This window comes from Streptomyces sp. NPDC048560, from assembly GCF_040650955.1.
Classification (GTDB): Bacteria; Actinomycetota; Actinomycetes; order Streptomycetales; family Streptomycetaceae; genus Streptomyces.
This window is the reverse complement of sequence record NZ_JBEZIJ010000003.1, coordinates 61,212-75,075: the sequence shown is the minus strand read 5'-3', so window position 1 is coordinate 75,075 and position 13,864 is coordinate 61,212. Positions and strand designations below refer to the sequence as shown.

9 protein-coding genes are annotated in these 13,864 nt (G+C 71.0%); all 9 read right to left on the bottom strand.

The features are described from left to right. Nucleotides 1-20 precede the first annotated feature (20 nt). Nucleotides 21-911: a sugar phosphate isomerase/epimerase family protein gene (locus tag AB0C82_RS10330; protein WP_362838591.1), complete on the bottom strand. Its 891-nt coding sequence runs from the start codon at nucleotides 909-911 to the stop codon at nucleotides 21-23. Next, nucleotides 908-2,257, bottom strand: a complete 1,350-nt coding sequence (locus AB0C82_RS10325) for a UbiA family prenyltransferase (protein ID WP_362838588.1) — start codon at nucleotides 2,255-2,257, stop codon at nucleotides 908-910. Before AB0C82_RS10325 ends, AB0C82_RS10330 begins: the two co-directional genes overlap by 4 nt. After that, nucleotides 2,254-3,372 (bottom strand): inositol-3-phosphate synthase, encoded by a 1,119-nt coding sequence (locus AB0C82_RS10320; protein ID WP_362838586.1) that lies wholly within the window; start codon nucleotides 3,370-3,372, stop codon nucleotides 2,254-2,256. Before AB0C82_RS10320 ends, AB0C82_RS10325 begins: the two co-directional genes overlap by 4 nt. Before the next feature lie 139 nt (nucleotides 3,373-3,511). Beyond that, nucleotides 3,512-7,240, bottom strand: a complete 3,729-nt coding sequence (locus AB0C82_RS10315; RefSeq protein WP_362838583.1) for a ThuA domain-containing protein — start codon at nucleotides 7,238-7,240, stop codon at nucleotides 3,512-3,514. 480 nt (nucleotides 7,241-7,720) lie between these two features. Then, nucleotides 7,721-8,725 carry a sugar phosphate isomerase/epimerase family protein gene (locus AB0C82_RS10310; protein ID WP_362838581.1) on the bottom strand — a complete coding sequence of 335 codons (1,005 nt, stop codon included), beginning with the start codon at nucleotides 8,723-8,725 and terminating at the stop codon, nucleotides 7,721-7,723. A gap of 12 nt (nucleotides 8,726-8,737) precedes the next feature. Then, on the bottom strand, nucleotides 8,738-9,970 hold the full coding sequence (locus tag AB0C82_RS10305; RefSeq protein WP_362838578.1) for a Gfo/Idh/MocA family oxidoreductase: 1,233 nt from the start codon (nucleotides 9,968-9,970) through the stop codon (nucleotides 8,738-8,740). A gap of 71 nt (nucleotides 9,971-10,041) precedes the next feature. Next, nucleotides 10,042-11,085 carry a substrate-binding domain-containing protein gene (locus AB0C82_RS10300; protein WP_362838575.1) on the bottom strand — a complete coding sequence of 348 codons (1,044 nt, stop codon included), beginning with the start codon at nucleotides 11,083-11,085 and terminating at the stop codon, nucleotides 10,042-10,044. Between the two features lie 68 nt (nucleotides 11,086-11,153). Further along, nucleotides 11,154-12,209 (bottom strand): ABC transporter permease, encoded by a 1,056-nt coding sequence (locus AB0C82_RS10295; RefSeq protein WP_362838573.1) that lies wholly within the window; start codon nucleotides 12,207-12,209, stop codon nucleotides 11,154-11,156. Further along, complete coding sequence (locus AB0C82_RS10290) at nucleotides 12,206-13,705, bottom strand: sugar ABC transporter ATP-binding protein (RefSeq protein ID WP_362839804.1); 1,500 nt, start codon at nucleotides 13,703-13,705, stop codon at nucleotides 12,206-12,208. The genes AB0C82_RS10295 and AB0C82_RS10290 overlap by 4 nt, the downstream gene beginning before the upstream one ends. Between the last annotated feature and the right edge of the window lie 159 nt (nucleotides 13,706-13,864).

Below are 13,864 nucleotides of genomic sequence, written 5' to 3'. Positions count from 1 at the left end.
CGTTGCTCCCTTCGTCGGGTTCAGCGGCTCGACGGGCTGTGCTTGTGCAGGAACTCGATCGAGGTGCGGGCGAGTTCGGGACCGGCGTGCGAGTGGCGGGGCAGTTCGACGACGGTGAGGCCGCGGTAGTCCGCTTCGGCGAGCGCCGCCAGGACGGGCGGGAAGTCGATCTCGCCGTCGCCGAAGGGCAGGTGCTCGTGCACACCGCGGCGCATGTCCTCGATCTGGACGTGGCGCAGCCAGGGGGCCGCGTCCATGACGCAGTCGACGGGCGCGGCTGGTTCGAGGCACTGGCAGTGGCCGATGTCGAGGGTGAGACCGAGGGGTTCCGGGTCTCCGAGGAGGGCACGGAGGTGGTGGAAGTCGGCGAGCGTGGCCAGGAGATGGCCGGGCTCGGGCTCGATGGCGAGGGGGACGCCGGTGCGGGTGGCGGCGTCGAGGACGGGCGCGAGCGCGTCGGCCAGTCGCTGCCAGGCGACGGCGGTGGTGGTTCCGTCCCCTTCCCCGGCCGCCGCTTGAGCTCCGGCTCGGGTGCCGGGCGGGACGACTCCGCTGAAGCAGTGGACGGCGTGTGCGCCGAGCTCGGCGGCGATGTCGACGGCCCGGACGAGCAGTGCGGTACGGGCCGCCCTGGCGTCGGGGTCCGGGTCGAGCAGCGGCGGGCCGTGCTTGCGCCGCGGGTCGAGGACGTAGCGGGCGCCGGTCTCGATCGTCACGCCCAGCCCGAGGGCGTCGAGCCGGCGCGCCACGTGGCGGGTGCGGGCGGCCAGGTCCGGGGCGAGGGGGTCGAGGTGCATGTGGTCGAGGGTCAGCCCGACGCCTTCGTATCCGAGGTCGGCGAGCAGCCCGAGGGCGTCGTCGAGCCGGAGGTCGGTGAGCCCGTTGGTGCCGTAACCGAAGTGGAGCGTCATGTCGGGCTCACCTTCCGTGCGAGCTTGCGCGCCAGGGGGACGAGCCCCATGAGGAGCAGCCCGGTGACCGGCGCACCTGCGCGGGTGGCGAGGGCGGCCTGGAGCGGGATCATGGCGCGGATGCCACCGCCGACGGCGCGTTGTGTGAGGGGCGGGGACGGGTTGAGTGCGGCGTGCAGGGCGGGGAGCGCGGCGGTACGGAGGTAGGCACCGGCGAAGGCGGTGAGGAGGAGGCGGGCGGGGGCGCCGGCGGGGCGCCCTGAGGGGGGCACGCTGAGCTGAGGCCCCGCGCCGGTGCCTCCCGGTCGCCGGAAATCGCTCGCGACGGCGGAGCCGAGTGCCACGCTCACGGCGAGCGCGCTCAGCGGCGCGGCGGTGGAGCCGCCTTGCGCCTCGCTCCGGGAGACGACGGTGACGGCGTAGGTGTGCACGCCGAGGAGCGCGGCGGCGGGGAGGGCGGAGCGCACGGCCGGCTGCGGCGCGGGAGCTCTGGGCGGTGGCGGGACGGCGGCGACGGCCGTCGTCGCCGCCGTCTTCCTCGCCGCCGCTGCCGTTGGTGTCGCCGCGGTCGCTGCCGCAGTCACTGTCGAGGTCGCTGTCGCAGTGGCAGTCGCTGTCGCTGTCGCTGTCGCACCGAGGAGCAGGTCCAGGGAGCGGGCCGTCGCCATTGCGGCGGGGCCCGCCCCTGTGTGCTTCAGGTACAGGTCGTAGGACCACACCGTGGCCGCGAGGCCCGAGGCCACGGTGAGCGAGGGGAGACCGGCTCGCGCGGCCAGGGCCAGACCCGCGGCCGTCAGCGCACCCGCTGCGGCGAGTGCGGCGCCCGGGGTGATGCGGCCCGACGGGATCGGGCGGTGGGGGCGGTCCACGGCGTCCTCCTCGCGGTCCGCCCAGTCGTTGAGCGCCATCCCCGCCTCGTACAGACAGAGGGACGCGCCGATGGCCAGCGCGGTGCCCCGGTTGGGCCCGCGGCCCGACGCCGCCGCTCCGGCCAGGGCGTCGCCAGGCACGGTGAACAGCGCCGACACCCTCAGCAGCTCCGCCCACGCACCCGCCCGGTCGCGGAACCCTGCCGGAGCGGGCCCGGCACCGCTCCGGCCGATCTTCGTGCGAGGCCTGTCCGGCGCGGGCGCAGTCCCACCCGTACCGGACAGGCCGTCTGTGGGCGCGGCACTCGCCGGCGCGCAGTCGAACCGCGCGGAGGCGGACGCCACGGAACGCGCCGGTTCGGAGCAGGACGGCGCGGAGCCGTACCGCGCGGCGCGAGCGCCGCGGGCGGCGCTCACCCCCACGGCCGCCAGGGCCAGCAGGAGCCCCGCCGCGCCGCCCAGGCGGCTGAGCCTCATCGCTCGCCCCGCAGCCGCTCGCCGAAGGCCAGCAGCGCCGCGTACTGCTCGGACAGGGCGGCCGGTCCGCCGTCCGGGTCCTTGAAGTAGAAGCCGAGTTCCGGGCGGGGCCCGGTGAGGCCGTTCTCGTGGGCGCGGGCCAGCAGCCGGGCCAGGTCGAGGACCAGGGGGGCGGCAAGAGCCGAGTCGCAGCCCTGCCAGATCGTCTGGAGGATCATCCGCGAGCCGAGGAATCCGTCGAAGGCGATGTGGTCCCACGCCGTCTTCCAGTCGCCCATCGCCGGGACGTCGTCGATGTGCACCTCGCCCTCCGGGGCGGTGCCGAGCGTGTCGGCCAGCACGCGTTCCTTGCCCGCGTTCTTGGCCGCTGCCGCCGCCGGGTCGGCCAGCGCCGCCCCGTCACCGCCGCCCAGGAGGTTCGTACCCGACCAAGCCCGTACCGGCAACGCGCGCTGCACGAACATGGGGGCGAGCACGGAACGGAGCAGCGTCTGGCCCGTCTTGCCGTCGCGTCCCGCGTGGGGAAGCCCACAGCCGTCGACGGCCTCCCGGAGGGCCGGGCTGCGCAGGCCCGTGGACGGGGTGAAGTTGACGTACGGGCAGCCGGCCCGGAGCGCGGCCGCCGCGTACAGGGAGCTGGCGGGAAGGCGTGCGTCGCCCTCCCGGGGCAGGGGTTCCGTGGAGGCGACGTTGATGACGACCGTGCGTGCCAGGTCGTGGCAGCGGGCGAAGGCGTCGAGGTCCGCGGCGAACGCGTCGATGAGCTGCTCGTCGGTGCGGGTGTCGCCGGGGAGGGGGCCGCCGATGCGTATCTCCGCGTCGGCGGCCGTCAGTTCGGCGCGCACCGCCGACGGCAGACCGTACGGCAGGACCTCTCCTGCGGCGAGTGCTTCGGCCCGCTTCGGAAGGGGACAGTCGATGGTGTCGTGGCCGCCGAAGACCAGGGAGTTGAGCGGAGGCAGTCCGCTGTCGGCGAAGGGCGGCGTCTCGGTGACCATGCCTGTCGCCGGATGGAGCCCGGCCGCGATGGCGGCGCACCCCGCGGTGGCGGTGGTGGCGACGGAGCCGCGTGCTCCGATGAACCAGACTCCGGTACGGACGGCTTGTGCGGTCACGGGCTGCCTCCCTGGCTGGGGCTCCTGGGACGGTGGAGCACAGTGGAGCGAGATGGGTACGAGGCGGTGATGTGCGGCTGTGTGGGGACGGCGGGCGGGGGCCTCGGACTCCCCCGCCCGTCGTCGGTCGGGTGCCGCCCTACGCCGAGGGCAGCTGCTTCAGCCGGATGTCGCGGAAGGACACCTGGTCGTCGGCTCCGTGGTTCTGGAGGCCGATGTAGCCGTTCCTCAGGCTGCGGACCGGATCGGTGTTGGTGTAGTCGTTGATCTTCACGCCGTTGAGGTACACCCGGAGGCGCTCGCCCTCGACCCGGACCTCGTAGCTGTTCCACTCCCCCGGCGGCTTGAGGACCCGGTCACGCGCGGCGAGGTCGGCCGACTTGAAGCCGTAGACGGCGCCCGTGGTGCGGTCGGCCGCGTCGGTGGCGTCGATCTGGACCTCGTAGCCGTTGTTCACGGCCGACCAGGGATCGTCGGAGGCCGGGAAACCGACGAACACTCCGGAGTTGTCGTCGCCTGCCATCTTCCAGTCGAGCTTCAGGGAGTAGGACTTCAGCTCCTTGGCCTGGTACCAGAGCATCCCCATGCCGCCCTCGGTGCGCAGCTCACCGTCGGCGACGGCGAACTGTCCGGGGCCGGCCTGCTTCCAGCCGTCGAGCGTCTTCCCGTTGAAGATCGTCCGGTAGCCGGTGTCGGGCTTGCAGTCGGCCGTGGCCTGACCGGTCGTGTAGCGCATTCCGCCGAGGAGGTGCTTGCGGAAGTCCGGTTCGGCGTACGACTCCTTGGTGTGGCCGAGGCCGGTGTAGAAGGAACGGCCACCCCGGTAGGTCTGGCACCAGGAGATCGGGTGGTCACCCTTCATCGTGCCGCCGGTGTAACTGGTCTCGTCCAGCGTGGCGAGCACCTGGGCCTTGTCCCGGGGGTTGGTGCGGTAGTTGTACCACTCGTCGGTGCGGTCCCAGGCCTCGCCGAGGTGGGCCGTCGCCGGGTGGTCGTGGTTCTCGACGCGTACGGTGGCGGGCTGGATCTGCGGATGCGAGGCGAAGTACGCGCCGACGAGTCCGCCGTAGAACTCCCAGTCGTACTCGGTGTCGGCGGCGGCGTGGACGCCCATGTATCCGCCTCCGCCGGCCACGTAGTCCTCGAACGCCTTCTGCTGGTCGCTGTCGAGGACGTCACCGGTGGTGGAGAGGAAGACGACGGAGTCGTAGCGTGCCAGGTTGGCCGCGGTGAACTGGCCGGCCGCCTCGGTCGCGTCGACGGTGATGCCGCTCTCGCTGCCGATCTCCTTGAGCGCGGTGATACCCGCCGGGATGGAGTCGTGACGGAAGCCGCCGGTCCTGGAGAACACCAGGACCCGCTTGGCGTCCGCCTGGGGCGCGGCCGACGACAGTTCGAAGTCGTCGACGTCGTAGAGCGCTCCGGCTCCGCCCTTGAAGACCAGGAAGAGCTCCGTGGTCCGCCTGGGAACGTTGCGCAGGGACACGTCGACGTTCTGGAAGGTGTCCCAGCTGCCCGTCACCGGGACGGTCGTGGAACCCAGCAGGGTGCCGGTGGGCGAACCGGTCCGTACCTCCAGCGAGCCGCCCGCTCCGGCGGAGGAAACCCGGGCGGTGAGCTTGGTGGAGCCGGTGAGTAGATAGGGCTTGAAGGAGATCCAGTCGTTGTTCTGGATGTCCCCGACGGTCTTGCCGCCGTGTGCGCTCGCCTTGTCCTGCGGTGCGACACCGGACTGGGCACTGTAGTGCTCGGCCTGGCGGTGGCGCGGCTGGAGCTGCGCCTGGTCGCTGCCGGTCAGCGCGGCCTGGCCGCCGCCTCCGCCGTCGGTGTACGAGGCGTCGACGACTCCGAAGATGTTGGCGTTCGGGTCGTGCCCGCCGTCTGCCTCGGTCTTGATGACGCCGCTGCAGCCGTTGACCGTGGTGACGGGGTGGCCGTGGCTGTCGTGGCCGAGGATGAAGCGGACCGCGACCTTGGAGCAGTCGATGGCGCCGTCCTCGGGATCGGTGACGGTGACCTTGAAGGGAATCTCGTCACCGAAGGTGAACAGCTGCCCCTCGCCGGGCAGTTCGAGCCTCACGGTGGGTGCGGTGTTGCCGACCGTCACGTGGACGCTCGCCGAACCGGTTCGGCCGCTGGGGTCCTTCGCGGTGACGGTCGCGGTGTACGTGCCGTTCTTCCTGTACGTGTACGTGGGATTGGCGCTGGTCGACCTGCCGCCGTCGCCGAAGTCCCAGGTGTAGGTGAGGGTGTCGCCGTCCGCGTCCGATGTGCCGGCCGAGGAGAAGGCGACCCTGAGCGGTGCGGTGCCGGAGGTCTTGTTCGAGCTCGCCTCGGCGACGGGTGAGCGTCCGCCTGTGGCGTTCTCGATGCGGTAGAGCCCGGCGTTCTCGTCCCCGCCGAACCAGGCGGTGCCGTAGTCCAGGACGTACAGCGCCCCGTCAGGGCCGAAGGCCATGTCCATCACCTGGGTGCCGGTCCACGGGATGGGGCTGATGGACCGGACGGCTCCGTCGCTGTCGTGCTCGACGCGCTTGATCCATCGCCGGCCGAACTCTCCGGCGAAGAAGTCGCCGTCGTACGCCTCGGGGAACTTCACCGGCGAGTCGAGGTCCGGGTCGTAGTGGTAGACGGGCCCGCCCATCGGGGACTCGGAGCCGCTGCCGAACTCGGGCAGGGAGTCACCGTCGTACGGAATCCAGGCGGTCTCCGCGGGAGGCAGGTCCACCAGGCCCGTGTTGTGCCGGGAGGTGTTCTTCGGTGCGGCGCAGTCGAAGGCGGTGCCGGACGTCTTGGTGGCGAAGTCGTAGTCGACGTACGGGTCGTTGTCGCCCGTGCAGAACGGCCAGCCGAAGTTGCCGGGCTTGGTGACCCGGGCGAACTCGACCTGTCCTGCCGGTCCGCGCGCCGGGTCGGCGGCACCGGCGTCGGGACCGTAGTCGCCGACGTAGAGGATGCCCGTCGCCTTGTCGACGGAGAAGCGGAACGGGTTGCGGAAGCCCATCGCGTAGATCTCGGGCCGCGTCCTGTCGGTACCTGCCGCGAAGAGGTTGCCCTCGGGCACGGTGTACGAGCCGTCCGCCGCGACCTTGATCCGGAGGATCTTGCCGCGCAGGTCGTTGGTGTTGCCCGAGGTGCGCCGGGCGTCGTACGCCGGGTTGCGGTCCGGGCTCTCGTCGATCGGCGTGAAGCCGTCCGAGGAGAACGGGTTGGAGTCGTCGCCTGTCGAGAGGTAGAGGTTGCCCTGCGCGTCGAAGTCGATGTCGCCGCCTACGTGGCAGCAGATCCCCCGGGTGGCGGGGATGTCGATGATCTTCTTCTCGCTGGCGTTGTCGAGGGTGCCGTCCGCGTTGAGTACGAAGCGCGAGAGCCTGTTCACTCCGTCGAACTTCGCGAACTCGGCGGCCGTCCCGTTGGCCGGTGCGTCACCGGCGGGGGTGTCGAGCGGGGGTGCGTAGTAGAGGTAGATCGCACGGTTCTCGCTGAAGCCGGGGTCGATGCCGACGCCTTGGAGTCCCTCCTCGTCGTGGGAGTAGACGGGGATTGTGCCGGCGACCCTGGTGTTGCCCGCGCTGTCGGTGATGCGGAGCTCGCCGCTGCGCGAGGTGTGCAGGACGCTGCGGTCGGGGAGGACGGCGAGCGACATGGGCTCACCGGTCTCGGCGCCGCCCTTGGCGAGAGTGACCTGCTGGAAGTCCTCGGCGGCCGCCGCGTCGGCGGCGTTGTCGGTACGCGGGCCCGCCGAGGCGCCGGGTGCGACCCCGAGGGCGAGGGTCGTCGCGGTGAGCAGGCCACCGGTCAGCAGGGCGAGGGACTTGACGAATCCGGTGTGCTGTCGGCCGCGAAATCGGGTTCGGGTTCTGTGCACGAGTGTCCTCCGGGGAGTGCCGGTTGAACGGGCGGGTGGAGCCGTGGCCGTGCAGCGCGGGGACTGCCGCGCACATCAGTGGGGCCGGACGGGCTCCGCTGACGCGAGTCGTGTCGTGTACACCAATGGGACGGTAGACCTGTTCGTCCGGGACGGAAAGCCCTTGTGCGGTGGGCAGTTGTACTTTTTCCCGCGCCAGGACAAAGGTGGTTCCGGGCAGCCGTGAGCGCCCGGCGGCTCGACTCCGAGCCCCGGTTCGCGGACGCCGGGCGGGCGGGTTTGAACGGTGCTCTCGGCCGCCGGACGGTTGCCGGGGCCGCATCCGGCCATCACCTCGGGCGCGCCCCCGGACCGCCCGACCGTCGTTCGAGGACGTCCGGGAGGCCGGCCACCCCCCGGCCCACCCCCGGCCCCCTCCGACGGTCGAGGAGGGAGGCCGGGGTGCTGAGCCCCTGCGTGGCCGGCCGGCCCCGGGGTCCCTCAGTCCGCGCTGCCGAACGCCGCGTCGAACGACGACGAAGGCGGGTCGAAGTCGAACCGTTTCAGGGAGGCCAGCGCCTCCGGCGCCCCCGTCAGCCGGTCCATCCCCGCGTCCTCCCACTCGACGGAGATCGGCCCCTCGTACCCGATGGACCGCAGCATCCGGAACACGTCCTCCCACGGCACGTCACCATGGCCGGCCGAGACGAAGTCCCAGCCGCGCCGCGGGTCGCCCCACGGCAGGTGCGAGCCGAGCCGGCCGTTGCGTCCGTCGAGGCGTTTGCGCGCCTCCTTGCAGTCCACGTGGTAGATCCGGTCCCGGAAGTCGTACAGGAACCCCACCGGATCGAGGTCCTGCCACACGAAGTGGCTCGGGTCGAAGTTCAGCCCGAAGGCGGGCCGGTGGTCAACGGCCCCCAGAGCGCGGTGTGTTGTCCAGTAGTCGTACGCGATCTCGCTCGGGTGCACCTCGTGGGCGAAGCGCACCCCCTCCGCGTCGAAGACGTCGAGGATCGGGTTCCAGCGCTCGGCGAAGTCCTCGTAACCGCGCTCGATCATGTGCGGCGGCACCGGCGGGAACATCGCGACCAGGTGCCAGATCGACGAGCCGGTGAAACCGATGACGGTCTCCACGCCGAACGCCGCCGCGGCGCGGGCCGTGTTCTTGATCTCCTCGGCCGCCCGCAGGCGTACGCCTTCCGGCTCACCGTCGCCCCAGATCCTGGCCGGCAGGATCCCCTGGTGACGCTCGTCGATCGGGTTGTCGCAGACGGCCTGCCCGACCAGATGGTTGGAGATCGCGTAGCAGGTGAGTCCGTACTTCTCCAGCAGCTCGTGCCGCCCGTCCAGGTAACCCGGGTCGGCGAGTGCCTTGTCGACTTCGAAGTGGTCTCCCCAGCAGGCGAGTTCGAGCCCGTCGTAACCGAAGTCCCTGGCGTGCCGGCAGACCTCCTCCAGCGGCAGGTCGGCCCACTGACCGGTGAAGAGCGTGAAGGGACGGGGCATGCGCAGGACCTCCTAGAAGGGGACCGGGGTGAGGACGGAGTTCTTCTCGGCGCTCTCCTCCACGGCGGCGAGCACCCGCTGCACCTGGAGCCCGTCGGCGAAGGAGGGCATGGGAGCCGATCCCGTGGCGATCGTGCGCACGACGTCGGCGGCCTGGTGGACGAACGTGTGCTCGTAGCCGAGGCCGTGGCCCGGCGGCCACCACGCCTCCAGGTAGGGGTGCTCCGGCTCGGTGACGAGGATGCGCCGGAATCCCGCGCTGACCGCCGGTTCGGTGTGGTCGTGGAAGGAGAGTTCGTTGAGCCGTTCCAGATCGAAGGCGAGCGAGCCGAGCTCTCCGTTGATCTCCAGGCGCAACGCGTTCTTGCGGCCAGCCGCCATCCGGGTCGCCTCGAAGGAGGCCAGTGCCCCGGAGGCCAGCCGGCCGGTGAACAGGGCGGCGTCGTCGACGGTGACCGCCCCCCGGGCGCTGCTGTCACCGGCCCCCGAGAGGCCCGCCCGGGGCCCGGCGAGGACGGGCCTGCTGCGTACGAAGGTCTCGCTGACGGCCGACACACCCACCAGCAGTTCGCCCGTGAGGTACTGGGCGAGGTCCACGATGTGCGCCCCGAGGTCGCCCAGCGCGCCGGACCCGGCCTGCTCGCGCTTGAGCCGCCACGTGAGGGGCGATTCGGGATCGACCAGCCAGTCCTGGAGGTAGGTGGCCCGTACGTGCCGCAGGGCGCCGAGCCGGCCCTCGGCGATCAGGGTGCGGGCGTAGGTGATCGCGGGCACCTTGCGGTAGTTGAAGCCCACGATGGCCACCTGCCCCCGCGCGGCGGCCCGTTCCGCCGCCGCCACCATGGCCTCCGCCTCGGCGACGGTGTTGGCGAGCGGCTTCTCGCACAGCACGTGCTTGCCCGCCTCCAGGGCCGCTATGGCGATCTCCGCATGGCTGTCGCCGGGTGTGCAGATATCCACGAGCTGCACATCGTCCCGGGCGATCAGTGCACGCCAGTCGGTCTCGGCCGCCGCCCACCCGTGGCGGGCGGCGGCGGCGTCGACAGCGGTCCGGTCGCGTCCGCAGATCGCGGCGAGAGCGGGCCGCATCGGCAGGTCGAAGACATGTCCCGCGGTGCGCCACCCCTGTGAGTGGGCGGCGCCCATGAACGCGTATCCGATCATGCCGACTCCGAGCGTCGCCGTGTCCGGCATGTGTGTCGGCGGCGCTGCGGCCTCCTGCTCCGTCTCTTCCCTACGGGACATCCGGGCTTCCTCCTCGTCGGTGTTCGGTGGGCACGGCAGGAGGGGTGGTCAGCTCCCCTCCTCCGTCCGGATCAGCTGAAGCCCGTCGGCAGGTACTGGTCGATGTTGTCCTTGGTGACCACGGCCGAGTAGAGGGTGAGCGAGGTCGGGATCTCCAGCTCGGACAGGCCCCCGATGCCCTTGCTCTGCCCCAGGGCGCGCGCCAGGTCGATGGCGGACGCGGCCATCGTCGGCGGGTAGAGGACGGTGGCCTTGAGGACGCTGTTGTCGGCCTTGATGGCGTCCATCGCCGACTTTGCCCCCGCTCCGCCGACCATGACGAACTCGTCGCGACCCGCCTGCTGGATGGCGCGGAGCGCGCCGACCCCCTGGTCGTCGTCGTGGTTCCACAGGGCGTCGATCTTCTTCTGCGCCTGGAGGAGCTGGGCCATCTTGGCCTGCCCCGACTCGACGGTGAAGTCCGCTGCCTGACGGGCCACCAGTTCGATGTTGGAGTAGTTCTTGAGGGCGTCGGCGAAGCCCTGGCTGCGCTGCTTGGTGAGTTCCAGACTGTCGATGCCGGCCAGCTCGACGACCTTGGCGCCCGACTTCCCCTTGAGCTGTTCGCCGATGTAGTGACCGGCGTTCAGGCCCATGCCGTAGTTGTCGCCGCCGACCCAGCAGCGGTAGGCCTGCGGGGAGGCGAAGATGCGGTCCAGGTTGATGACGGGGATGCCCGCCCTCATCGCTTCGAGGCCCACCTGGGTGAGCGCCTTGCCATCCGCGGGAAGGATGACGAGGACGTCGACCTTCTTGTTGATGAGGGTCTTGACCTGGCCGATCTGGACGGCCGTGTCGTTGGACCCCTCAGTGATCTCCAGGGTCACCTCGGAGTACTTCTCGGCGCGTGACTTGGCGTTCACGTTGATCGCGTTGAGCCAGCCGTGGTCGGCCTGGGGTCCGGCGAAGCCGATGGTGACGGGCTTGCCGGGCTTGTCGTCGGCGGCGGGCTGGTTGCTCTGGGCGGCCGAATTGCCGGTGGACTTCGGCTCGTTGCTGGTGCAGGCGGTGAGGAAGGCGCCCGCGGAGACGGCTGCGGTGCCGAAGAGCAGTCCTCTGCGGCTGGTTTCTGGCATGGCTGTCAAACCCTTCATCCGGTGCGGTGCGTACGGAACAGCGGGTGGTGGCGGGGAGGACCCGGGGATCAGGTGTCTCCGTTGCGCAGCGTGCGGCGCTGGACCAGGACGGCGGCGACGATGATCGCGCCCTTGGCGATCTGCTGGACATCGCTCTGCAGGTTGTTGAGCGCGAAGATGTTGGTGATCGTGGTGAAGACCAGGACACCGAGGACGGAGCCGACGATGGTGCCGCGCCCGCCGCTGAGGAGGGTGCCGCCGATGATGGCCGCGGCGATGGCGTCGAGCTCGTAGAGGTTGCCGTTGGTGTTCTGGCCCGATCCGGACAGGATGATCAGCATGAAGGCGGCGATGCCGCAGCAGAGTCCGGAGAGCAGGTAGAGGTAGAGCCGCTGGCGGCGGACGTCGATGCCGGCCAGCCTGGCCGCTTCGGCGTTGCCGCCGACCGCGACCGTACGGCGTCCGAAGGTCGTGCGGTTCAGGATGAGCCAGCCGACGACGGTGACCGCGGCGAAGACCAGGACCAGCGGCGGAATTCCCAGGATGTACGAGTCGGGAAGTCCCAGGTCGAGCACGGACTGCACGGTGACGATCTGCGTCTTGCCATCGGTGATCTGGAGCGCCAGCCCGCGGGCCGAGGCGAGCATGGCCAGCGTCGCGATGAACGGGACCAGCCCGCCGTACGCGATGAGGAGCCCGTTGACGAGCCCTGCCGCGAGTCCGACGATCACGGCGGTGAAGAGGATGCCCGCGAAGCCGTACTCCTGGGTGGCGAGTGTCGTCGCCCAGACGGAGGCGAGCGCCACCATCGCCCCGACCGACAGATCGATGCCGCCGCTGGTGATGACGAAGGTCATCCCGACGGTGACGACACCGATGACGGAGGCCTGGGTCAGGATCAGCTGAAGGTTCCCGGTGTCCAGGAAGGCTTCGGGCTCGGTGATGCCGCCGACGGCTATCAGTACGGCGAGTACGCCGAGCAGCGACAGGTTGCGGACGTCGGCGCGCAGGCCGAACGCGCGCGGGCCGCCTCCCTCCTTCTTCGAGGGCGGGGCGGCGGACGGGCCGGTCAGGACCCCCTTGTCCGGCCCGTTGTGCTGCGCCGAAGAGACGGGCTGCGTCATGATGCCGGGCTCCCTTCCATCACGAGATCGAGTACGCGGTGCTCGTCGAGCTCCTGCGCGTCGGCCGCGTGCACGACGCGGCCCTCACGGAGCACCAGCACCCGGTCGGCGAGGCCCAGCACTTCGGGTACCTCGCTGGAGACGAGCAGTACGGCGAGGCCTTCGTCGGCCAGCCGGCGGATCACGGCGTACAGCTCGGCGCGTGCGCCGACGTCGACGCCGCGGGTGGGTTCGTCGAGGAGCAGGACCCGGCAGCCGCGCAGCAGCCAGCGGGCCAGGACCGCTTTCTGCTGGTTGCCGCCGGAGAGGGTACGGACGGCCACGTCCGGGTTGTCGGGCCGCAGGGAGAGCTCACGGGTGGCGGTTCTCGCCGCCTTGCGCTCGGCGCCGCGGTCGAGCCAGCCGGCACGGGCGAAGCGTGAGAGCGAGGAGACGGAGACGTTACGGGTCACCGACTCGGTCAACAGCAGTGCCTGGGCCTTGCGTTCCTCCGGCGCCAGTCCGATTCCGGCGGCGACCGCCGCCCGGACACTGCCGGGTCGAAGCTGCTTTCCGTCGACGCTGACGCGGCCGGTGGTGGGCTTGCGTGCGCCGAAGACGGTCTCCAGGATCTCCGAGCGTCCGGAGCCGACGAGTCCGGCGAGGCCGACGATCTCGCCGGGCCGCAGTTCGAGGTCGAGGGGTTCGAACTCCCCCTCCCTGGAGAGCCCTTCGACGGTGAGGACCGGCGGCGCGTCGGCATGGGCGGCCGGAGTGCCGGTGCGCTGCGGGAAGACGTACTCGACGTTGCGGCCGGTCATCATGGCAACGATGTCCCGCGTGGGTGTGGACTTGGCGGGAAGCCCCACGGCGACGGCCCGGCCGTCCTTGAGTACGGTCACCCGGTCTCCGATCCGGCGGATCTCCTCCAGCCGGTGGGAGATGTAGACGACGGCTACGCCTTCGGCGGTGAGCCCGTCGACGATGCGGAAGAGGTTGTCCACCTCGTCCGGGTCGAGAGCGGCGGACGGTTCGTCCATCACGATGAGGCGTACGTCGTGGGAGAGCGCTCGTGCCATGGAGACGATCTGCTGCTGGGCGGCCGAGAGGTCGCCGACCGCGCGGGCGGGGTCGATCTCCGGGTGGCCCAGTCGCCTGAGGTGCTCGCCCGCCGCCGTGCGGGCCTCGCGGGTGCGGACGACGAATCCCGCGCTGGTCAATTCGTGGCCGAGGAAGATGTTCTCGGCGACCGACAGCCCTTCGACCAGGTCGAGTTCCTGATAGATGGTGGCGATCCCGAGACGCATCGCGGCGATGGGTGACTTGAGCGCGACGGGTGCGCCGCGCCAGGTGATCTCTCCGTCGTCGGGCTGGTGGGCTCCGGCCAGCACCTTGATGAGCGTGGACTTTCCGGCGCCGTTCTGCCCGAGGAGGCAGTGGACTTCGCCGGCCAGCACTTCGAGGTCCACGCCGTCGAGGGCGCGTACACCGGGGAAGGACTTGGTGATGCCGGACATGGTGAGCAGGGGGCGTTCGGGTGCGGCTCGGGGTGCTGCTTCCGCTGCTGATGGCGGTTCTGGTGCCATGACAAATCCCCTCGGCGGGTGCGGGGCCGGTGAGCGGGCAGGGCGAAGTACGGGAGGTACTGGACGTGGTCATGTGCGGAACGTGCGGAC